Below are 21,163 nucleotides of genomic sequence, written 5' to 3'. Positions count from 1 at the left end.
AATATGAGTATTGCACTTTACAACAAAACAAAAATTTTAGCAACAATAGGCCCAGCTTCCAATAACCCAGATACTTTGGCAAGTCTTGCTTCTGCAGGAGCAAATGTATTTAGGCTTAATTTTTCGCATGGAGATCACAGTATCCATGCTGAGGTGATCAAAATGATAAGACAGTTAAATGAAGAGAAAGACCTAAAATTGGGAATTCTTCAGGATTTGCAAGGACCAAAAATCCGTGTAGGTGAAATGGAAGGTGGAGGTGTCCTGATCAAAGCAGGCCAAAAGATCACTATTACAAATGACCCTGTGGTCGGGAATGCTGAGTTGGTCAGTACAGTTTACCAAAATCTCCCCAATGATGTAAAAGGGGGAGATAGAATCCTTATTGATGATGGTAACATCGAACTTGCAGTCAACAATACAGACGGCAAGAATGTAAGATGCGTAGTCATCCATGGTGGAGTCTTAAAATCAAGAAAAGGTATCAACCTTCCAAACACTAAAGTATCAGCCCCTTCTCTTACTGAAAAGGACATTGAAGATTTAGCTTTTGGTTTAGAGCAGGATGTGGACTGGATTGCTCTTTCATTTGTAAGAACTGCAGATGATATCATTGACCTTAGGGAAAGAATTCAGGCAGCTGGCAAAGACTGTAAAATTGTTGCCAAAATCGAAAAGCCGGAAGCACTTCTAAACATAGATGAAATCATTGAGGCTACAGATGCTATTATGGTAGCACGTGGTGACTTGGGTGTGGAAGTTCCTATGGAAACGGTGCCGCTCTGGCAAAAGAAAATGGTTCAGAAATGTAAGTTGGCATGCAAGCCGGTAATCATTGCTACCCAAATGCTGGAAAGTATGACCACTCACCCAAGACCTACAAGGGCTGAAACCAACGATGTAGCAACCGCTGTATTAGATGGAGCTGATGCAGTAATGTTGTCAGCTGAAACTGCCTCTGGACAATTCCCAGTCAATTCTGTCAAAGCAATGAGCAGTATTATCAATTATTGTGAGACGAATTCGGATGTATTTCATCACCTATACAAAATACCTGAGGACGATAAAAACTTTTATTCCAAAAACCTTACCCTCATGGCAGCTAGATTGTCAAGAAATGTAAAGGCCAAAGCTTTGGTTGGAATTACCAGTTCAGGAATGACAGCTTTGAGATTGGCATCTTTTAGGCCTTTGGCAAATCTGATCGTATTTACAAGGAACAAAAAGCTGATGAATCAACTCAGTCTTGTTTGGGGTGTCAGGACATATTATTATAAAAGCAACGTTTCTACAGATGCGACTTTTATGGATATCCAAGATCAATTGAAAAAAGATGGGTATGTCAAAAAAGGTGACATGATCATCAATACAGCGAGTATGCCATTGAAAGCAAAAGGTAGAACCAATATGTTGAAAATCCACGAAGTAGAATAAGGCCCTAACTGAAAGGGGTTTTAAGGTTATTTCAATTTGAAATCTCAATTTCTTATGATCCCTAGTTTTTGAGCACAAAGTATTTATTTTATAAAAGCTGTCTTTTTTTTCAAAGGGCAGCTTTTTTTATTTGGAGTCAATCGGAAACGAAACATAGGCCTGTAAATGAGGGAGGTATTCCTAAATCAAGCGGACTTTGGCATGGTTTGGGTTTGGAAGATACTCTGAAGGTGACAATTCAACCTTACAATTCAACAGTTCAGCTTTTTGAAACCACAGTTCAAAAAATATGGATATCCTTTTAAGGAAATACATGTTTATACATTAAACTAAACATAATCAACTATGGAAAAATTATTTCGATTTCTGTTTTTAGGCGCATTCTTTTTTGCGATTGTAGCCTGTAATGATGAAGATGATCAACCACCAATGCAAGAACCAGATGCACCTAATTTAGTAGAGGCGGCAAACGAAGCTGGATTAACTACTTTGGTTGCGGCGGTTCAAGCTGTTCCAGGTTTGGCTCCTGCTTTGTTGAATGCAGAAGCAATTACAGTTTTTGCTCCTACCAATGGCGCTTTTGAAAATGCATTGGAAGCTTTTGAAGCAAGTAACTTAAATGAATTGGTCGACAGATTAGGCGGTGCTGAAAACCTTGAAACTGTTTTAGGCTTTCATGTAGTACCAGCGGTAGCTTTTTCTACTGATCTTGCGGCATCTAACACCTTCACCACTCTAGCTGGACAATCTATAGATGTCAATGTAAGTGGCGGTAACGTGACAGTAGTAGATGCTACTGGTGCATCTGCCAATGTAGTAACAGCCGATGTAGAGATTGCCAACGGCGTAGTTCATGTGATTGATAGGGTATTGTTACCTGAATTAGAAATGGAAGATGGTCCAGCTCCAAATTTGGTAGATGCTGCTACGGAAGCCGGATTGAATACTTTGTTGGCAGCGGTAACGGCAGTCGATGGGTTGGCTGATGCTTTGCTTGGTGCAGATGCCATCACGGTTTTTGCTCCTAGTGATGATGCTTTTGCAGATGCACTTGAAGCGTTCAACGCAGAAGATTTAAATCAATTGGTCGCAAGAATTGGGGGGATTGAGAATTTAGAAACAGTTCTTGGATTCCACGTTGTACCTGCTGTAGCTTTTTCATCTGACTTAGAAGCAACCAACGTATTCCCAACCTTAAGTGGTCAAGAATTAACAGTAAATGCGGGTAATGACGGTGTAACGGTAACGGACGCAGCTGGAAATACAGTTAATGTTATAGCCGCAGACGTAGCGATAGAAAATGGTGTTGTACATGTGATTGACGGTGTACTTCTTCCGGAATTGGATATACCTAATATTGTTGAAGCGGCAATTGCAGCTGATTTGACCATCTTAATAGAGGCGGTATTAGCAGCTAATTTGGACGAGGCATTGTTGACAGCTGAAGATGTAACAGTATTTGCACCAACCAACGATGCATTTGCAGACTTACTTGAAGCTTTAGAGTTGAGCTCTCTTGAGGCTTTGATAGAAGAACTAGGAGCTGAAGCTGTGACTAAAGTATTACAATTCCATGTAGTGCCAGCTGTAGCTTTTTCCTTTGATCTAGCTGAAGGCGATAATGAAGTACCTACATTGGCTGGCGAGAACTTGACAGTTACAAGATCCGGTGCCGATGTTACGGTGACTGACGCTGCAGGAAACACCTACTCAGTAGTGGCTGCCGATGTAGTGGTAGAAAACGGAGTAGTACATGTCATTGATGGCGTTTTACTTCCAGATTTGGATTAATCTTAATATTATAAAAAGGTGAAGGTAACTCCTTCACCTTTTTATTTACCGGACTTTTTTAATTTCTACTCAATCTGATTCACATTTTTACTACGTTTATAAAATTACCTTAAAGCATTTTCAAATGTTTAACCACCGCTTCAAATCTGTATTCCCAGCCCTGCTTGCGACTTATTCATTTTTGAATATCCAAATACTTGAAGGAGACAGGTTATACCAAGCGGAACTTGAATCAAGTAGGTTATTTTATATCATTCTCATCTTATGTTATGCAGTTTGGTTTGCCAATTGGGCCATTGAAAAATATCTGGCTTCCAGGTTTGACAAATACCACCCTTTACTGGTTCAATTTTTTTCCAGTCTAATAGCTGTCAGTGCTATCAGCCTATTGTCGGTATTTTCAACAGGACTTTTATTCGGCGAACCATTCAGTTACTCTTGGCCCAATCTTTTGCTCACTACAGGATTTGCTTTTAGGATTAATCTTTTCCTAAACTGTGTCAATGCCATTTACTTTTTCAGTAGAAAACTGAAGGAAAAAGCTGTAGAAGCCGAAAAGTTGCATACCCTGAATATGGCAGCAAAACTGGAATCCCTCAATTCTCAGATCAACCCTCATTTTTTCTTCAATAACTTGAGCGCACTGTCCGCCTTGATCCACGAAGATGTAAATGCGGCGGATGCTTACCTACAAAAGCTCTCTGTGATTTATAGGTATATCCTGAGCAATAAGGACAAGGAACTGGTAAGTTTGAAGGAAGAACTGGAATTTTTAAAAAATTATTTAGATTTATTAATCATCAGATTTGAAGATTCTCTGACCTTCAAAATGGATGTGGATGAGTCTTGTAAAAGTGCTTTTCTTCCACCTGCCGTTTTGCAATTATTGGTCGAAAACGTCGTTAAACACAATTATTTTACAATTTCAGAACCTTTGGAGGTTGAGATAAAATCTGACTGCAACAAGATTAAGATTACCAATAAAATCCAAGCAAAGGAAGTTGTGGAAGACTCCACAGGGATCGGGCTTCGAAACATATCTGATAGATATAAGTTTTTAGGAAGTAGTATTCATATTACTGCAAAAGCAGACTATTTTGAAGTTGAATTGCCACTAATCAAAACTTATGAGGACAGCAATAATAGAAGACGAACCATTAGCTCTCAAGAGAATTGAAAGAATCATACAACAGCATAGGCCTGCATGGGAGATTGCCTTTAGAGCACAAAGTGTAAGAGAACTCCAGACATTTTTCAAAAAAGAACAGAAAATCGACCTGATGCTTTGTGATATACATCTTGCAGATGGTTTAAGTTTTAAAGCTTTCAAAGATACCAACCCTAGTTTCCCCATTATTTTTATCACAGCATATGATGAGTATGCACTTCGGTCTTTTGAACACAATTGTGTAGACTATATATTAAAGCCAATTGATGAAAAAAGAATGATTCAATCCTTTGAAAAGCTGGAAAGCCTTAATGGTTCTCAAGTACAACCTCAAATGAACTCTGAGTTTTTTGAGCAAATGCTACACAATTATCAAGTGAAACCTTATAAAAAACGGTTTTTGAGTAAAATAGGGAAGCGAGTTAAATTTATACCTGTCGAAGAGATTTCTTACTTTTACTCTGAAGGAGGAGTTACCTATTTGGTAGAAAAAGAGGGATCAAAAAAGTACCTAATTGACCACAGTCTTCAAGAATTGGAAGAGGGAATGTTGGATCCTATGAAGTTTCACCGGATCAATAGGTCTACAATTATCCATTTGGATGGACTTGTTGAAATGAAGCCTTATATCAATGGGAGGTTATTGTTGTCAATGACAGCTGTAAGTGATACTAAAATAGTTGTGGCAAGGGAAAGAGTCAATGAGTTTAAAAATTGGATCAATCAATAATTAGAATGAAAAAATATTACTTAGTTATCATTTTTATCCTAATAGGGCATATTTATTCTTGGGCACAGCAAGTAGAACCTTCTCGAATTGATAGCCTTGAAAAGACCGTGCTTTTATTGGAAAAGGAAGTTTACGATATCAACTTGAACCTTTACAATTCTCAGCGACAGCTTAAAAGTGGGATTCTTGTAGCTACATTGGGCTATACGGTAACGATTATTGGAGGTCAACTTTTGGGTACTAGGCCTGAACTTGGAGAAGCTTTGCTCTACACAGGTGGAGCTATTGGGATTGCCGGTACAGTTGTCTTGGTGAGAGGTTTTAACAAGATAAGCCTAGGCCCTCCGAGGAGACAGAATTATCAAAATTAATCCTTAATCTTCTTCTTGAGGCCCTCTTGGAGGTACCATGATTACACTTTCTTTGTCAACCATTACTGCACCTGGAGCACTTCCTTTTACCTTCCGTACGTACTTTGATGGCGTATACATTACCGCTGCCAAAGTTTCATTTTTGTTTTTGGAATAATATGCTGCAAATTCTGCGGCCCTCTCAATGACAGTTTTTGGAAAATTGATGCCTGACCTATACTTGATAAGTACATGGGAACCTGATACGTCTTTGGCATGAAGCCACAGGTCATCTTTCCATGCAAAATACCGCAAAAGCTCATCGTTTGCTTTTGCTGACTTTCCTACCAAAATTTCAAACCCATCAATTTCAAAACGTTTGAAAGGAACTTGCTCCTCTTTGTCTTTTTGTTGTTTGATCAGGTGATTTTCTTTCAAAAAATGCTTCAGCTCTCTAAACTGGCTAAATGAATCAACTTCTGCCAACCATTTTTCGGTTTGAGCAAGTTGCTTTTCCTTCAGTTCAAGATTTTCTTGCAGGTGTTGTAGCTCTTTTTTCCTGTTTTTAGATTTTCTATAAAGAGTTTCTGCGAATTTTTGAGGGCTGATGTTTTTTTTCAATCTGAAAGTTTCATCCTTGTTTGCATAAAAGTTGAAAAGGCTAATTTCCTCCGTCCCAGGAGTGATTTGGTGGAGGTTGGCCATGATTATGTCAGCAACTTGCGAAGGCGAAGTCTCATGTTCTATTTCATGAAGTTTGGAACCAGTCTTTTTTATGTAAGCCAGGGCTTTTTTTCTCTGGTCTTCAAAAGTCCTTTGCCACTGTTTTTTTTCTTTTTCGAATGATTGAATGATTACCTTGTACCTAAAAAGCTCATTACAGGCAGCTATTGGGTCTGCTGATTGGTAAATGGCTACTTGTTCTGGAAGTAGGCTTAGATGGTATTCATTAGTCTCTTTGATGATGCTATACAAAGGAGAATCCATTAAGTCCAAAAGATCTTGCAGTAAACCCCACTTTTTTGACAAATCGGCCTCAATATATCCTTGAGACTTGAGCCAATTTCTTGGGATCTTCCCCAAAGTTGGGATGAATTTGGAAGCATTTCCCTCCAATTCAACAAATTTTTCATGGCTTAAGTCTAACTCAACATTCAGGTCTTCAAAATGAATGTTTTTATCATCTTTCAATTCATTTCTAAACAGTAGAATTGGTAGACTTTTTCCTTCTTCATATATCAAGACGTTGCTTCTCGTGCCGTGAAGTTTGAAAACCAGTCGAATACCATTTTGTAGAGAGACTGAAAAAGCCCTTTCATTTTTGAAAACCTCCACATCTGTGATCTCCTGATCAATGATGTTTGGAAAAAGTGAGATGGTGTTGCGCTTACTTCTTTTGAAATCTTCCGGAAATGATAAAGCTGAAATTACCGGAAGAAGGTTTGCTCTAATGTATATTTGGTTTTGACTGTCACTGCATCCGATGACCAGTTCATCTTTGTTCTGGGAAAAGCATTCATGGATTTTTTTGCCTAAAAGAGATTGCTTTAAGGCAGGACATAAGAATTTTAAAAAATGGTAGTTTAAATGCATCAGATAATATCGATTTTCAGGCCATCATATGCAAGTCGGATATTGGCTGGTAGTTGTTTTTCAATCTCATGCTGTGTTCCTAGTTTGTGACTGATATGGGTGAAATAAGCCATTTCTGGTTTAATTTCTTCAACAAGTTCAATGGCTTCATCCAAGGTGAAATGTGAAATATGATGTGTTTTTTGAAGGGCGTTTACCACAAGGACTTTACTGCCTCTAATTTTATCTAATTCCTCAGGGTCTATTGTCTTTGCATCTGTGATATAAGTGAAATCAGCAATTCTAAAGCCAAAAACAGGAAGCCTGTAATGCATCACCTTGATAGGCATTATGTGAATTCCTTCCACTTCGAAGGCCTTATTTTCTATTTCAAACGGAATTACAGAAGGGACTCCAGGGTATTTGACTTCTTCAAAGACATAAGCAAATTCTCTCTTAATCTGAGCCAATACTTTTTTAGTGCCATAAATTGGCATGTCTTTTTTTTGAGAAAAATTAAATGGTCTGATATCATCCATCCCCGCAGTATGGTCTTTGTGTTCGTGGGTGTACAGAATTGCATCAAGTTTTTTTATTCTTTCTCTGAGTATTTGAATCCTAAAATCGGGGCCAGTATCAACAGCAATATTTATATCTCCTGTTTCTATAAAAATCGAAGTGCGGGTTCTTTTATCTCTGAAATCTAACGAGCTACAGACCGTACAATCGCATCCGATTACCGGTACTCCCTGTGAAGTGCCTGTACCTAAAAATGTAACTCTCAAAGTTTTAGTTCTGTTTGCTGTAATTCTGATATCAAGTCTTGAATCTTTTTGTCCTCAAAGTCCTTGGGATTGAACCCTATCTCTTTGATGATATCCACTAGGGTGTTGATTTTTCCATCCAGGGTATAGTACTTATTGATGATGACTATTCTGGAATCCTTGAGAACGCAGTAACCTGATTTGAAATTTCCTTTTTCGTATCGCAAAATGTAATCTGAGGCAGCGAAAATATTTTCGAGCTTATCGAGAAAACTTTTGGAATACTTAATCACCATATAAACTGTATTCTAGGATAGATGTTTCTTTACTGTCGCCAATAATAAGTCATAGTCAAGTGGTTTTTGAACGTAATCATTCAAGCCTGCTTTTTTGAAATCATCCAAAGTATAATTTTTGTAATTCCCAGTGATGGCAACGATAGGAATAGAAGCTTTTTCTTTGTTTTCTAGCTGACGGATTGCCTTGGTACACTCAATTCCGTCCATTACCGGCATGTTGATATCCATCAATATAAGGTCAAAGTGTTCCTTTTCAATTGACTCCAATACTTGCAGGCCATTTTTCACGGCTTTGATTTCGTATTTCTCGAACATCAAAACATTTTTAGTTAGATTGATTATTACTGAACTATCTTCTGCTACAAGCACTTTTTTTGACTGTGTCATTGATAAAATAATTGATTTGATTGAAAATGATTCTTAAAGGAGGTGTAAAGCTTGCGTAAATATAAATACTCCTTAAAGGTAGTGTCAAAATTGCTTTTTTTTATGTTTTTTTCAAATGACTCTGAGAATTTATACATCTGCAAGGCTCCTAAGGTACCTGAATTACCCTTTAATATATGGAGTTTGCCACCTATTTCTGAGAAATTTTCTGATCTTATTAGTCTTTCTATATCAGAAAGCAGCCTTTCGGACTCGTCAAAAAAATCCTCATATACAAGTTTGATGTTTTCAGCATTATTATATTTCATCAACTGATTGATAACTTTTAAGTCGATAATTTCAAAATTTTCCCAATTAGATGGTTCATCTTGTTGAATAGGTTCATTTTTATGAACCAGTCTATGAATGGTTTCGAGCAGTATTTTTGGTTTTACCGGCTTTGGAATGAAATCATCAAAACCAGTAGAAAGGAAGTAGTCTCTGTCAGTGTTGCTGGCAAATGCTGATACCGCCACTACTGGGGCATTGGAGAGTTGATCTGAAACTATGGTTTTCAATGTATTGATTCCATCGATCAAAGGCATCTGAATATCCATCAAAATCAAATCAAAGGTGCTTTCCTTTAGCTTTTCTATAGCACTTCGACCATTTTCCGCGGACTCGTAGAGGTACATTTGACCGATTATGTTTTCAAACACTCGCCTATTGAGTGCATTATCGTCCACAATCAATACCTTTTTATTTTTCATGCGTTTTGTAATACTTTTGACAAGTATAGTAAGTACGAAGCAAAAATTGGTTTGGAGAAGGGAAATAAATATTTAATCGTAATAGCCGGTCCGACCGGAGTAGGTAAAACGGAACTTTGTATACAGTTGGCGAAGCGCCTCAATACAGAGATCATTTCAGCAGACAGTAGGCAGTTTTATCAAGAAACAGAATTAGGTACGGCAAAGCCTTCTCGGGAGGAAATGTCAAGAGCAGTTCACCACTTGGTTGATTTCAAATCAATTCAAGACCAATATGACGTAAAAGAATACGAAAATGATGTCTTGAGGCTATTGGATCAAATTTTCCATGTTAATGATACTGTTATTTTAACCGGAGGATCTGGTTTGTATGTAGATGTGGTTTGTAATGGATTGGATGACATGCCTGATATTGCTCCAGATATAAGGGCTTCCATTATTTTGGAATATCAAAAGAATGGATTAAAGTACCTGCAAGATCAGGTGAAACTGCATGATCCACAATATTTTGAAATAGTTGATCAAAAAAATCCCCAAAGACTGATGAGGGCCTTGGAAGTGTGCAGGGGAACAGGTCAAACTTATAGTGCCTTTAGACAAAAGAAAAAAGTCAGTAGGCCCTTTCAGATCATTAAGATTGGTCTTGAAAGAAATCGCGAAGAACTATATGAAAGAATTGACTTGAGAATGGATCAAATGATAGCCAAAGGCTTATTTGAGGAGGCTGAATCATTGTTTCCTTTCCGTCACCTAAACGCGCTGCAGACTGTAGGGTATAGCGAGATTTTTGGGTTTTTGGAAGGTGAATATGACAAAGAAGAAGCAGTTCGACTTCTCAAGAGGAATTCTAGAAGGTATGCCAAGAGACAGCTCACATGGTTCAGAAGGGATCAGGAATATAAGTGGTTCCATCCAGACGACCTTCATGACATAGAAAGTTATATCAAAGAGCTGACGACAATAGCTTGATACGGATTATCTTAATTTGATTTCTTGATGTCCCATCAGTTTTGCCACAAAGCTGTAGGGTTTCTTACTGATAGTATTGTTGTATTGCAAGAGTACGAGCTTAAGGCTACGGTATGGGTTCTGCACGGAATGGACAAATTCATCAGTCTTTTCTTTCTCTAATTTAACTTTTGCATTGTTGAAAATGGTTCTAAGTTGCAGGAGCTGACTCATCTGATTCTCATCAAATTCGCTTTCCAACAAACCGAGTTTTTTCAAAGCCTCCAGAATTTCCTTCTGGAGGTTTATGATTTTCTCTTTTTTAGAGTTAAGACTGATATTTACCGTCAAAAAGAAGAGAATAATGGCAGCACTTAGTGTTGCTATGATTGGTATGAAGCCCATAAAATTAGATGCTTAGTATTTCGATCAACTTAAGGTGATCATCCTTCAAATTCTTGGTTTTGGTGATACAGTCTTCGAAAGAAGTGTAGGTGACTTCTCCATTGACGATGCCTGCCATGCAGTTTTTTTCGCCAGAAAGAATACCCTCCACTGCTGCCATTCCACATCTAGATGCCAATACCCTATCTCTGGCAGTAGGATTTCCACCTCTTTGAATGTGGCCCAAGGTTGTTACTTTAAATTCTTTTTCGGGGTCGTTGATTTTGGTTTTTACTTTTTCCATGATTTCATCTGCCCCACCTTCTTCATCTCCTTCTGCCACTACAATGATAGAAGAAGACTTCGATTTCCTTAAGTTCTTAAGCGATTTGGTGACTTGCTTGAGATCAGTTGCCGTCTCGGGAATCATCACAAACTCAGCTCCACCTCCAATACCGCATTCTAAGGCAATGTATCCAGAATCCCTTCCCATCACTTCCACAAAAAATATCCTGTCATGTGCCGCTGCAGTATCCCTGATTTTATCTATAGCTTCTAATGCAGTATTTACAGCAGTGTCAAAGCCAATAGTGTAATCAGTGCCATAGATATCATTGTCAATAGTACCTGGACAACCTACTGTAGGTATACCAAATTCTTCAAAAAACACTTTGGCACCAGTGAATGTTCCATCTCCGCCAATTACAATCAGACCTTCAATACCAAGGTTAGTCAATTGATCATAGGCTTTTTTTCTACCTTCTTTGGTCCTGAATTCATCACTTCTTGCAGATTTCAACATCGTTCCACCTCTCTGGATAATATTACTCACAGAGTAGGAATGCATTCTTTTGATTTGACCTTTCATCATACCCTCGTATCCGTAGCTGATACCGTAGATTTCGATGTCTTTAAAAATGGCAGTTCTCACCACTGCCCTTATACATGCGTTCATTCCTGGAGCATCTCCGCCGGAAGTTAAAACAGCTATTTTTTTCATGGTTAATAGGCTTTTTCAGCCCCAAAAATACTCATTATTGGAAGCAAATGGCAAGAAAGTCTAATTTCTTTAGGGAGAATTTGGAGGTATAAAAAAATAGTGGCTTGGAGTGCTTGTAAGAGGTTTTTCATATTTCTTTAATATGTATATCCGCTTTCATACCAGTAGAATCTAAATAATAGAATTAACCTGTGATTCCGAACCAATATCGATAAATATCCAATGTCTATTAGTATCCCTTTGCCAAAAAACCCTCGTTTAATTGATTAGTGGCATGATTGCAGATAATCATATTCTTTAATTTAAAAAGGTAAGGCCGTCAGTTGAGGGTTTCAAGGGTTTCAGTTTATTAAAAAATACTGACGGCCTTGGATACTATCAAGCCATTTTGGCTACTCTTTCGCCAAGAAGCATTACAGAGTCAGCAACAATTTCGGTCATGTATTTCTTATTCCCATCCTTATCTTCCCAAGACCGATTGGAAATTTTCCCATCCACAGCTATCTCCGAACCTTTGTCGGTATATTTCTGAATTGTTTCTGCCGATTTATCCCATGCCACCACATTGTGCCATGTCGTTTCTTCTACAGTTTCTCCTTTTTGATTTTTGTAGAAATCCTTGGTTGCCATCCTGAAAGTAGCCTTGATTTTGCCACCATCAAATTCCTTAACCTCTGGTTTGGTACCCAATCTCCCGATCAGCTGTACCCTATTTCTCATACTGCTCATGATTTTTTTAAGTGTTAATTGAAAATAAAACCTCGCTTCTTTTAAAGCTTGTTTTAAATTTCCAAAGACTTTTTAAAAAAGTCCCAAGCTTAATCGGATATATCCGTTTATATCCGATTAATCCAGCTAAATGGGCCAAAATGCCACTTTTGTAGAAGCAGAGTCATTTGTTCCCCTTTTGTGTATTATTACGTAGATTGAGATTTCAAATTAAACTTATCAACGCTATATGAGAAAACTCAACTTATTTGTACTAATGCTATTTCTGGGGATATCAATTTCCTATGCCCAGGAAAAGGCTTCTTCCAAGGAGATTCCTGAAGCACAGGTTTTTACCTCTACCCAATCTGTCACAGTAGGTGGAACGACACATAGTCTCAAGACCCGTGCTGGCACCATGCTGTTGAGAGATGAAAATAATAAACCTATCGCCTTACATGGCTTCACTGCATATTTCAAAGAAGATGGACCTTCCAAAAGGCCAATCATTTTTGCATACAATGGTGGGCCTGGCTCCTCCTCTTATTGGCTACATATGGGTGTAATGGGGCCTAAAAGAATTAAAGTTGAAGATCCTGGATATACTCCTGCCGCTCCTTATGAATTGGTAAACAATGAACACTCTATTTTGGATATTGCCGATGTGGTGATGATGGACCCTATAGGTACGGGCTTAAGTAAGCAAGTAGGGGATGCTGAAGGAAAAGATTTTTGGGGTGTGGATCAGGATATAAGGTCAACAAGCTTGTTTATCATGCAGTTTTTGAAAGAATATGACCGTTTACAGTCACCTAAATATATTTTAGGGGAGAGTTATGGTACACTCAGGAATGCAGGTGTGATGAAGTATCTTTTGGACAAAGGATATGCACTTAATGGTGTAGTTATGGTTTCTTCCGTATTTGATATCAGGTCTTTGGCATTCCCAGTTCAGGAAAGCACATCTTATTTAGTCCACTTCCCTTCTTATGCTGCCACAGCTTGGTATCATGATAAATTGAGTAATAAGGGTGAAGATCTAGAGGGATTTGTAGATGAAGTAAGGAAGTTTACCGAAGAAGAATATATGCCAGCCTTATTTAAAGGTGGTAGACTGACTGATTCAGAAAAGGGTGCGATTGCTTCAAAGATGGAAAAATACACGGGGATTTCATCTGACATTTGGAAGAGAAATAACCTTAGAATGAGGGCGAATGAGTTTTTCAATGAGTTGTTGCGAGAAGAAGGTATGACAGTGGGTAGACTTGACTCGAGATTTAAAGGGATCAACCCCATGCCTCAGAACCAGTTCTCTATCACAGATCCACAAAGTGATGCTATTTCACCTGCTTATACAGCCGGTTTTCTTGATTATTTCCACAGAGACTTGGGAGTAAGTAAAGACCTCACTTACAAAACTTCTGCATATGCTTCTCCAGGGTTTAAATGGGATTGGTCACATAGGGGAAATGAAGGATGGGGAACTCAGATTTCCATCAATACAGCAATAGATATGGCTGATGCAATGAATAAAGATCCAAATCTCAAGGTGTTGATGATGAATGGTTATTATGACTTGGCAACTGTGTTTTATGGTGTTGAGCACACTGTTGACCAAATGAACCTTAGACCAGAAATCAGAGACAACATCATCATGACATATTATGAAGCTGGCCACATGTTTTACACCCACATGCCTTCTTTAGTGAAATTCAAAAAGGACCTTGCAGATTTTATAAAGGACACAAGCAAGTAAAATTTTTAGAATACTGATCTGAATAATTAGCAAAAAGAAAAGCACCGGCAATTTGCCGGTGCTTTGTTGTTAGTGGTTCAAATAAGATTAATCGTCTTTTTTATCTTTCTTTTCTTTGCCCATAGCATCATATTTTTTGGACATTTCGTTGCCGTTATGATCGAATTTGATGGCATAATATACTTGACCATCATCACCCGTCATTTGCCAAGCTTCCTTGATTGTAGCTTCACCGGTCTGTCTATCATTTTTGATAGCATCCTGTACCCGCTGAGGCAGTTTGTCTTTTTCAATTTTAACTTTGTCTTTGTCTTGTTTCTCTTGTCTTTCCTGATCGAAACTTGTTTCGATAGCTGTTGCATTAACAGGGCTTGATATCGCTACCATAGGGGCAGCTGCAAGACCTAAAACGAGAATTCCTGGAAGAAATAATTTGGTTTTCATAATTGTAATTGGTTTAGTTAATAGTATTTATTTGAATTTGAACAGGGAGAATCGACCACCCCGTTTGATCTGAACACTATAAACCAGCAATGGTGCCTAAAATCATAAAAGTATATTTAAACTGTTTTAAAGCACATTTTGAGTTTTCATTGTTTGATTTCAACCAAATTTTTTGATTAAAAGTCAACGGTATGGGGTGAGGTTGACACAGGTTTTTTCCCCATTTTTTTAAAATCTTATTTTTAAGTTCCCTATCAAAAGGGTAGTTTATTCAATATTTTCATGATAGAATGAAAGTTATCTTAGATAATCATTGTGATGAGAATCTGACTAATGATAAATCCTTATAAAAGAGTATATGACCACCTGTGACAATGCCACAAATCAATTGAACAAGGGTTAGTGGTTAAACAGAGACTAATAGATCCAAGTTATTTATTGATGTTGTTTCGAAATCAATGGTTTATTCTACTGGGATGAAAGCTGATATAGTTAATTGTATAAATAAATTTCTGGATATCTTATTTTTAAGAAATTTTATTTTGATACAAGTACATGATATCACAGTGAATTATGCTATATTCGATAGGTTCAAAATTTCAATGCCATGAAATTTCTTGATTCTTTTTCAGCAATGTTGTTTTTAGGATTGTTTGTAATACTACATTCAAGTCATGCTCAGGATCGAATAAAAGAGATAATTGTAACTGATCTTTGGGAAGATTTCACCTATGCTTGGGAGAACATGGATGCTGAAGCCTGCGCTGATTTTTATTTGGAAGATGGGTTAAATGTACCCCCTGAGCTTCCTGAAAATATTGGTAAAAAGGCAATAGAGATTTTTTACAGGGAACTTTTTGAAAGCAATCAAGAAAGTAAATACAGGCATAAAAGCCATTATGTGGAACAACATGGTGAGCTCATGGTGGAGTATGGACAATTTGAAGTGGACTGGCTGCCAAAAACAGGAGAAGCTTGGCAATATAGAGCAAGAACATTGGTTCACTGGGGAAAAGATGAAAGTGGAGCCTGGAAAATTAAAACATTGATTTTTAATCAAATTCCATAAATCTTTATGAAAAAGTGGGTACTGATTTCATGTTTCATTTTTATTGTCGGTGGAGGGGCTGCCCAGACCGCACTATTAGATAGCCTGCAGCAGATAATTTCACAAAATAATTTTGATACTACACATGCGAATGCACTTTTTAGCATGGGGGTAAACCTGGAAAGGTCTGACCTGAAAATGTCCATCAAGACCTACCGAAATCTCTTGGGAATGAGAGAAGATCCTTCTTTTGATAGGGTAAAAGGACAGGCAGCAATCAGGCTGGGTGGTAACTACTCCGCAGTGGGTAATGTGGATAGTGTTGGTTATTATTTTGGATTGGCTGAGACATACTTGACTGCTAGGCCTGATGATCAGAAGTTTGCTTACAATTACCACAACGGTCTGGGCATTCACTATAACAGAATTGGCAATCATGCAGAAGCCTTGATTAATTACCAAAAAGCCGCAGCACTTGATCCCGATATAATTGGTTTGGACAATGTAGCTGGACTGCATCTCAATATGGCCAACCTCTACAGTGGCATGGACGATCAGAAATCAAGAATGGAATCCAGTTATAAAGCTTTGGAGATTTTTGAAAAGACTAAGAATAAGGTAGGGCTGGCTTTTGTCTATAACAGTCTTGGTAATCTGTTTTACAGCTTGAAAGACTATGAGAAATCTGAAAAAAATTATTTGAAATCTCTGGAGTATAGAAAACTCTCAGGTGATAGGAGAGGAGAGGCAGTTATTTTCGGGAATTTAGGAACTGTTTTTACTGATAAAGGAGCATTTGAAGATGCAATAACCTATTTATCCGAGGCTATGGTGATCAATGAAGAACTCGGTTTGAAAGAAAATATAGGGCTGAACTTGATCAATCTGGGTAAGAATTATGAAAAATTGAAAGAATACAGCCTTTCATTACAGTGTTTTCAAAAAGCTAAAGATTTATTAAAAGAAGCTGGAATAGATAAACATGATGCTGTGATTTTGGCTGATATGGGGAAATTACAAAGTATTCTTAATCAGCAAGAAGAAGCCTACCAAAGTCTTCTGGCTGCTACTTCAGTGGCCACTGGTCAAAAAAACCATAGCAATGCCATCACTGCTTACAAAAATCTTAAAGAATACTACCAAGCCCAGGGTAAATTTCAGGAAGCATTGGAAGCGCAAACCAATGAATTTGCACACAGAGACTCATTGGGCATAGGAGGATTGCAAACTCAACTCAAAGAGTTGGAGTCGAAATTTGCCTTGGACATCAAAGAGAATGAAATCAGCTTACTCAAGGCAGAAAAAGAATTGGATAAGGCTGAATTGGCAAAACGTAAAGCCAATCAAAATTTAATTATTGCGGTTTTTGTTTTTTTGATTTTGATTGCGGGAGTTTTGGTTAATAAATTCAGGGTAATAGGGCGAACCAAAAGACTTTTGGAAGTAGAAAAGCTCAGGAACTCTATTGCAAGGGATTTGCATGATGATTTGGGAAGCACCCTATCGAGTATTCAGATTTTGTCTCAGATGGCATTGCAGAAAGAAGACGCTTCTAACAAAACAATCTTTACCAAAATCAATACCCAAACAGCATCAATGATGGATAAATTGGGAGATATTGTGTGGTCGATTCATCCCAACAATGACAATGTAGATCAACTGCTCAACAAGATGCAGGAGTTTGCAGGTGAGATTCTAGAACCCAAAGAAATCGCATATTCTTTTGATATCACAGAAAGGGCCTCCGAAGTGAAATTGGATCCTGAAAGGAGAAGAAGCATATTTCTGATTTTTAAAGAAGCAGTAAACAATGCCGCCAAATATGCTGAAAGTAAGCATCTTCAGATTAGACTCGAAGTCGTTAATGGAGAATTGGTTTTGTTCATCAAGGATGATGGAAAAGGCTTTGATATGAATACAATCAAAAAAGGCAACGGCCTCTTCAATATGCACCAAAGAGCTGAAATGTTGGGGGGTAACATGATCATTCATAGCTTACCCAATTCTGGGACATCAATTCAACTTAGAGCACCTATCACATGATTGGGGGATTTATTTTTAAAATGTAAATGAGGATATTTAGTGGTTGTTCCATCAAATTGTAATTAAGAGGAATTATGGTCGAAATATACTTCGTGAAATAAGGTAGAAATAGTATAGAAATATAGTTGAAATAATGCTGATCAGTGGTAGAGAAAAGATAGAAATATACCGTGTGAAATATGACGGGAATAGGGTGCAAATCCAATTTTAATTGGGTAGGAACAAAGTGACTAAAGTGTAGAATACAATTTCACACATTCCATAGATACCAATAACTCTGCGCCTTTGGCCTATTTTCTTTACATTTCACTAACCTGCCTCACGTGGCAAAGCATATTTAATTTCACATCGGGAAACATATTTCCATTTAGTTCATCACAGGTATTTTTCCATTTAAAGGAAAGAAAACATGTCTACTAAGGTTTTATTATACGAAGATAACGATCTATTAAAGGAAAGCATCGTCAGTTTGGTGAAACTGAATGAAGATATGGAATTGTTGGGAGCATTTGGACACGCCAATGATGTGGAGGAAGATGTGAAGGCCCATATGCCTGATTTGATCTTGATGGATATTGAAATGCCGGGAAGATCAGGTATTGAAGCGACAAAGATTGTCAAGCAACTATACCCATCGACTTTGATTTTGATACTTACTGTTTTTGATGATTCTGAAAATATCCTGAATGCTATCAAAGCTGGGGCTTCCGGGTATTTACTGAAAAAATTCATTTCTACCCGCCTGTTTTCCGCAGTTGAGGAGTTATTGGAAGGTGGAGCACCTATGTCACCAACTGTGGCCAAGTTGGTCATTCAATCTATGCAAAGGACCTCTCAAGTGGTGAATTATGGGCTTACAGAGAGAGAAAAGGATGTCTTGCTTTCACTGAGCAAAGGGAATAGTTTCAAACTGATCGCTGCCGACTGCAAAATCAGTATTGATACCGTCCGTACCCACATCAAGCATATTTACGAAAAGCTTCAGGTACATTGCCAAACAGAGGCAGTTTCTAAGGCGATTAATGAAGGGTTGGTTTAAAGACTTTTGAGGTCTTTTTTGACCTCGACGGTTTTTATCGGGAAACACAAAATGCTAAAGGTTGATTTTTATTAAATAAGACCTTCGGGGTTTTGGAAACCCCAAAGGTCGGGTACTGCAAACCTTTGAAGTCTTTTTGTGACCTCGAAGTTTGAAGAGTAGCAGGCGTTTGAGATTGATTAAAAAAAGATATGAGTAAATACGATTAGATAACTTGTCCCGAGTATCGGGATTAGGGTATTGGTTGAGACCTGCCAGGTCTAATCCCCTGATTAGGGTATTGTGAAGGACTTTTGAAAGCTGTAACTTGTGTAAGTGATTGAAAATAAAGTGTTAAGATGAAAATCAAAGAATGGCTTTCTAGACTCCCCTTGTGGCTGTATGGCTGCATGCTGCTACCTCTGCTAGCTTTTGGGTTGAGCAAACAAGATGCTTCCTATTTTTCTTTTTCAGATATCCCCCGCATCTGGACGGATGAAGCCATGAAGGATTGGGAGCTGCCCAATTCAAATCCGGAATATTCAGCACAGCCAGTATCGGAGGAGTTTTATTATAATCTCCCTGAAAGGGTCATCTACAAGACTTATCCTGTCTACCATCCTGACCATGAACCGGAAGGGTATTGGGAATGGTTGCATGAACAGGAGGCAGAGATTGTATTGGATGAAAGTAAATTGCTGACAGAGGAGGATTATATCAAGGCAGGAGAACTACTTTTTGATTATCCAATTGACACTTTGGGTGCAGTGATCAGTACAAAGCATGTCCGCAATATTGATTTTTACACTGCTACAGAAATGCCCTTGACTCCTGAGGGTATCATGCCATTTGCCCAGTGGGTAGTAGCTGGAAAGGGGAAGGTTTACCTTGGCAATCTCTCTTGTGCCATGTGCCATACCCGCGTGATGGATGATGGTTCACTACTCAAAGGTGCGCAGGGAAACTGGCCTGGTGACAAGGCTTTTGCTTTTGCCTTGGAAACTGACGGTGCTTCTGAAAGGGCTATACAAAATATCACCAGTTTTTTGTTTGCAAGTCCTTTTGCCGAAGGTGACCCCCATGGCAAACTCTTGGCCGCTGGAAAAGAAGCCATCCTGGAAGCTTATAGGGCTGTCCCAGAAGGCGCATTTGGTAGGCAAGGAACCAGTATCCTCTTTCCTCCCCAGGCGCCAAACCTGATAGGGGTCAAGGACAGGAAGTACTTGGATCACGGAGGCCTAGGACAACATCGGAACATTGAGGACATGATGCGGTATATTTCCATGAACCAGGCTTTGGATTTCCTGAATTTCTATGGTGATTACAATCCAATTGGTTTGACCAAAGAAAGGCTCAATAGCGGAGAACCTATTTTTTTTCCAGGTACTTATGACCGGCACTCAGATGCCCAGCTATATGCTTTAGCCAAATATATTTATTCACTCAGTCCACCTAAAAACCCGAATAAACCATCTGAATTGAGCGAAAGCGGTAAAATCATTTTTGCCGAGCAAGGTTGTGTAACCTGTCACACCCCACCGCTTTTTACCAACAATAAACTGACTCCCACGGATGGGTTTGAGGTGCCTGATGCACATTATGACAAGTATGATATCTTCGGTATTTCTGTGGGTACAGATCCGGGATACACCATGAAGACCAGAAGAGGGACGGGTTATTACAAAGTACCTTCTTTATTGGGTTTATGGTACAGAGGACCATTCCTGCATGATGCTTCCTTAGCCAATTTGGAGGACTTGTTTGATTCGGCAAGATTGAAAGATGATTATGTACCTACAGCCTTCAAGCCCCATGATGTGAAGACCAAGGCGGTCAAGGGACATGAATTTGGGATGGAGTTGAATGAAATGGACAAGAAGGCGTTGATTGCTTATTTGTTGACGCTTTAAACATTGATATTGATGGATATTGGATATTTAGATATTGTTGTAGCCCCGTGGGGATCGTTGCGTAAATGTTGCGTTCGTCGCGAGAACTTTAATTACTTAAGTGGGAAAATTGACTTTAGAAGTCGTTTGTTAATTTTAACGCTAATATTCTTTTTGATAGTACCGTTTCTACTTTCTGCACAATCTTTCAAGCCAGAAAATCCCATCCAATTCAAAATCAAAAACGCAGGGATTACTGTGGATGGATTGATCTCAGACTGGGAAGTAATGGTTGATTTTGATCCAAAGAAGTTGACTCAATCGAGTATTCGAGGAAAAGCAAACCCAGAGAGTATCCAAACTGGAATCAAGTTAAGGGACAAGCACCTACATGGACGAGAGTATTTTCATATCGAAAAATTTTCTTTCATCAGTTTGGAATCAAAGTCTTTTCGGTCTAAAGGGAAAAATGCTTTTATTGGGATTTTTGAGTTGCAGATCAGGGGTGTGAAAAGAGAAATTGAAATCCCATTTACTTTATCCCAAACAGGAAAACAGCAGATGTTTAAAGGTGAGTTCACAATTGATCGCTTGGATTATGGGTTGGGGGAGAAGAGTTTGGTGCTTTCGGATGAAGTGAGGGTGGTGGTGGAATTTTAGGTTTTTTGTTTCACGCAACGA

General features: G+C 38.4%; 21 protein-coding genes. 12 read left to right on the top strand and 9 right to left on the bottom strand.

The features are described from left to right. Positions 1–3: 3 nt before the first annotated feature. The 5 genes from pyk (at position 4) to CLW00_RS10880 (ending at position 5,494) form a co-directional block, all read left to right on the top strand. Entirely contained in the window at positions 4–1,434 is a 1,431-nt protein-coding gene (gene pyk / locus CLW00_RS10905; protein ID WP_106133729.1) for a pyruvate kinase, read from the top strand. 345 nt (positions 1,435–1,779) lie between these two features. Continuing rightward, positions 1,780–3,225: a fasciclin domain-containing protein gene (locus CLW00_RS10895; RefSeq protein ID WP_106133727.1), complete on the top strand. Its 1,446-nt coding sequence runs from the start codon at positions 1,780–1,782 to the stop codon at positions 3,223–3,225. A 124-nt stretch (positions 3,226–3,349) separates the two neighbouring features. Next, positions 3,350–4,402 (top strand): sensor histidine kinase, encoded by a 1,053-nt coding sequence (locus CLW00_RS10890; protein ID WP_106133726.1) that lies wholly within the window; start codon positions 3,350–3,352, stop codon positions 4,400–4,402. Further along, entirely contained in the window at positions 4,353–5,123 is a 771-nt protein-coding gene (locus CLW00_RS10885) for a LytR/AlgR family response regulator transcription factor (RefSeq protein WP_106133725.1), read from the top strand. Before CLW00_RS10890 ends, CLW00_RS10885 begins: the two co-directional genes overlap by 50 nt. Before the next feature lie 5 nt (positions 5,124–5,128). Then, the gene (locus tag CLW00_RS10880; RefSeq protein ID WP_106133724.1) at positions 5,129–5,494 is read left to right on the top strand and encodes a hypothetical protein; all 366 of its coding nucleotides are present in this window, start codon (positions 5,129–5,131) and stop codon (positions 5,492–5,494) included. Positions 5,495–5,497: 3 nt separating this feature from the next. Here the strand turns inward: CLW00_RS10880 and CLW00_RS10875 are convergent, their stop codons facing one another. From CLW00_RS10875 to CLW00_RS10855, 5 genes are read right to left on the bottom strand one after another with little or no spacing between them, the layout of a single operon-like run. Continuing rightward, entirely contained in the window at positions 5,498–7,066 is a 1,569-nt protein-coding gene (locus CLW00_RS10875) for an NFACT RNA binding domain-containing protein (RefSeq protein ID WP_106133723.1), read from the bottom strand. Further along, positions 7,066–7,830: an MBL fold metallo-hydrolase gene (locus tag CLW00_RS10870; protein WP_106133722.1), complete on the bottom strand. Its 765-nt coding sequence runs from the start codon at positions 7,828–7,830 to the stop codon at positions 7,066–7,068. Before CLW00_RS10870 ends, CLW00_RS10875 begins: the two co-directional genes overlap by 1 nt. Beyond that, positions 7,827–8,105 carry a hypothetical protein gene (locus tag CLW00_RS10865; protein ID WP_106133721.1) on the bottom strand — a complete coding sequence of 93 codons (279 nt, stop codon included), beginning with the start codon at positions 8,103–8,105 and terminating at the stop codon, positions 7,827–7,829. Before CLW00_RS10865 ends, CLW00_RS10870 begins: the two co-directional genes overlap by 4 nt. 12 nt (positions 8,106–8,117) lie before the next feature. Next, positions 8,118–8,495 (bottom strand): response regulator, encoded by a 378-nt coding sequence (locus CLW00_RS10860; RefSeq protein WP_106133720.1) that lies wholly within the window; start codon positions 8,493–8,495, stop codon positions 8,118–8,120. Next, entirely contained in the window at positions 8,492–9,244 is a 753-nt protein-coding gene (locus CLW00_RS10855) for a response regulator (protein WP_106133719.1), read from the bottom strand. Before CLW00_RS10855 ends, CLW00_RS10860 begins: the two co-directional genes overlap by 4 nt. A 51-nt stretch (positions 9,245–9,295) precedes the next feature. On the opposite strand from CLW00_RS10855, the gene miaA reads away from it, so the two are divergent. Further along, positions 9,296–10,213, top strand: a complete 918-nt coding sequence (miaA, locus tag CLW00_RS10850) for a tRNA (adenosine(37)-N6)-dimethylallyltransferase MiaA (RefSeq protein ID WP_106133718.1) — start codon at positions 9,296–9,298, stop codon at positions 10,211–10,213. 6 nt (positions 10,214–10,219) lie between these two features. Here the strand turns inward: miaA and CLW00_RS10845 are convergent, their stop codons facing one another. From CLW00_RS10845 to CLW00_RS10835, 3 genes are all read right to left on the bottom strand, one after another. Continuing rightward, a complete protein-coding gene (locus CLW00_RS10845) occupies positions 10,220–10,597 on the bottom strand; it encodes a hypothetical protein (RefSeq protein WP_106133717.1) in 378 nt (125 codons plus the stop codon). Positions 10,598–10,601: 4 nt separating this feature from the next. Further along, positions 10,602–11,576, bottom strand: a complete 975-nt coding sequence (pfkA, locus tag CLW00_RS10840; protein ID WP_106133716.1) for a 6-phosphofructokinase — start codon at positions 11,574–11,576, stop codon at positions 10,602–10,604. A 378-nt stretch (positions 11,577–11,954) separates the two neighbouring features. Continuing rightward, positions 11,955–12,305 carry a single-stranded DNA-binding protein gene (locus tag CLW00_RS10835; RefSeq protein ID WP_106133715.1) on the bottom strand — a complete coding sequence of 117 codons (351 nt, stop codon included), beginning with the start codon at positions 12,303–12,305 and terminating at the stop codon, positions 11,955–11,957. A gap of 229 nt (positions 12,306–12,534) precedes the next feature. Here CLW00_RS10835 and CLW00_RS10830 point away from each other — a divergent pair, with 229 nt between their 5' ends. Beyond that, positions 12,535–14,040, top strand: a complete 1,506-nt coding sequence (locus CLW00_RS10830; RefSeq protein WP_106133714.1) for a S10 family peptidase — start codon at positions 12,535–12,537, stop codon at positions 14,038–14,040. An 87-nt stretch (positions 14,041–14,127) separates the two neighbouring features. On the opposite strand, the gene CLW00_RS10825 is transcribed toward CLW00_RS10830, so the two are convergent. After that, the gene (locus CLW00_RS10825; protein ID WP_106133713.1) at positions 14,128–14,484 is read right to left on the bottom strand and encodes a hypothetical protein; all 357 of its coding nucleotides are present in this window, start codon (positions 14,482–14,484) and stop codon (positions 14,128–14,130) included. Positions 14,485–15,091: 607 nt separating this feature from the next. Between CLW00_RS10825 and CLW00_RS10820 the strand changes: the two genes are divergently transcribed. From CLW00_RS10820 to CLW00_RS10800, 5 genes are all read left to right on the top strand, one after another. Beyond that, complete coding sequence (locus CLW00_RS10820; protein ID WP_106133712.1) at positions 15,092–15,553, top strand: YybH family protein; 462 nt, start codon at positions 15,092–15,094, stop codon at positions 15,551–15,553. Positions 15,554–15,559: 6 nt separating this feature from the next. Beyond that, on the top strand, positions 15,560–17,575 hold the full coding sequence (locus CLW00_RS10815; protein WP_106133711.1) for a tetratricopeptide repeat-containing sensor histidine kinase: 2,016 nt from the start codon (positions 15,560–15,562) through the stop codon (positions 17,573–17,575). A 409-nt stretch (positions 17,576–17,984) separates the two neighbouring features. Further along, entirely contained in the window at positions 17,985–18,614 is a 630-nt protein-coding gene (locus CLW00_RS10810; RefSeq protein WP_106133710.1) for a response regulator, read from the top strand. A gap of 338 nt (positions 18,615–18,952) precedes the next feature. Then, positions 18,953–20,503 (top strand): hypothetical protein, encoded by a 1,551-nt coding sequence (locus CLW00_RS10805; RefSeq protein WP_106133709.1) that lies wholly within the window; start codon positions 18,953–18,955, stop codon positions 20,501–20,503. A 153-nt stretch (positions 20,504–20,656) separates the two neighbouring features. After that, positions 20,657–21,142 (top strand): YceI family protein, encoded by a 486-nt coding sequence (locus CLW00_RS10800; protein ID WP_245917244.1) that lies wholly within the window; start codon positions 20,657–20,659, stop codon positions 21,140–21,142. The last annotated feature ends 21 nt before the right edge of the window (positions 21,143–21,163 follow it).

It is taken from the genome of Mongoliibacter ruber, from assembly GCF_003003005.1.
Classification (GTDB): domain Bacteria; phylum Bacteroidota; class Bacteroidia; order Cytophagales; family Cyclobacteriaceae; genus Mongoliibacter; species Mongoliibacter ruber.
The sequence above is the reverse complement of the archived record's forward strand: the minus strand, read 5'-3'. Positions and strand labels throughout refer to the sequence as shown.

What these genes read in the sequence shown, in the direction of transcription:
- CLW00_RS10810 (WP_106133710.1), top strand. Translation starts at nt 17,985, where the DNA reads ATGTCTACTAAGGTTTTATTATACGAAGATAACGATCTATTAAAGGAA.
- CLW00_RS10845 (WP_106133717.1), bottom strand. Translation starts at nt 10,597, where the DNA reads ATGGGCTTCATACCAATCATAGCAACACTAAGTGCTGCCATTATTCTC.
- CLW00_RS10865 (WP_106133721.1), bottom strand. Translation starts at nt 8,105, where the DNA reads ATGGTGATTAAGTATTCCAAAAGTTTTCTCGATAAGCTCGAAAATATT.
- CLW00_RS10805 (WP_106133709.1), top strand. Translation starts at nt 18,953, where the DNA reads ATGAAAATCAAAGAATGGCTTTCTAGACTCCCCTTGTGGCTGTATGGC.
- pfkA (WP_106133716.1), bottom strand. Translation starts at nt 11,576, where the DNA reads ATGAAAAAAATAGCTGTTTTAACTTCCGGCGGAGATGCTCCAGGAATG.
- CLW00_RS10820 (WP_106133712.1), top strand. Translation starts at nt 15,092, where the DNA reads ATGAAATTTCTTGATTCTTTTTCAGCAATGTTGTTTTTAGGATTGTTT.
- CLW00_RS10895 (WP_106133727.1), top strand. Translation starts at nt 1,780, where the DNA reads ATGGAAAAATTATTTCGATTTCTGTTTTTAGGCGCATTCTTTTTTGCG.
- pyk (WP_106133729.1), top strand. Translation starts at nt 4, where the DNA reads ATGAGTATTGCACTTTACAACAAAACAAAAATTTTAGCAACAATAGGC.
- CLW00_RS10860 (WP_106133720.1), bottom strand. Translation starts at nt 8,495, where the DNA reads ATGACACAGTCAAAAAAAGTGCTTGTAGCAGAAGATAGTTCAGTAATA.
- CLW00_RS10890 (WP_106133726.1), top strand. Translation starts at nt 3,350, where the DNA reads ATGTTTAACCACCGCTTCAAATCTGTATTCCCAGCCCTGCTTGCGACT.
- CLW00_RS10880 (WP_106133724.1), top strand. Translation starts at nt 5,129, where the DNA reads ATGAAAAAATATTACTTAGTTATCATTTTTATCCTAATAGGGCATATT.
- CLW00_RS10855 (WP_106133719.1), bottom strand. Translation starts at nt 9,244, where the DNA reads ATGAAAAATAAAAAGGTATTGATTGTGGACGATAATGCACTCAATAGG.
- CLW00_RS10875 (WP_106133723.1), bottom strand. Translation starts at nt 7,066, where the DNA reads ATGCATTTAAACTACCATTTTTTAAAATTCTTATGTCCTGCCTTAAAG.
- CLW00_RS10825 (WP_106133713.1), bottom strand. Translation starts at nt 14,484, where the DNA reads ATGAAAACCAAATTATTTCTTCCAGGAATTCTCGTTTTAGGTCTTGCA.
- CLW00_RS10830 (WP_106133714.1), top strand. Translation starts at nt 12,535, where the DNA reads ATGAGAAAACTCAACTTATTTGTACTAATGCTATTTCTGGGGATATCA.
- CLW00_RS10885 (WP_106133725.1), top strand. Translation starts at nt 4,353, where the DNA reads ATGAGGACAGCAATAATAGAAGACGAACCATTAGCTCTCAAGAGAATT.
- CLW00_RS10835 (WP_106133715.1), bottom strand. Translation starts at nt 12,305, where the DNA reads ATGAGCAGTATGAGAAATAGGGTACAGCTGATCGGGAGATTGGGTACC.
- CLW00_RS10815 (WP_106133711.1), top strand. Translation starts at nt 15,560, where the DNA reads ATGAAAAAGTGGGTACTGATTTCATGTTTCATTTTTATTGTCGGTGGA.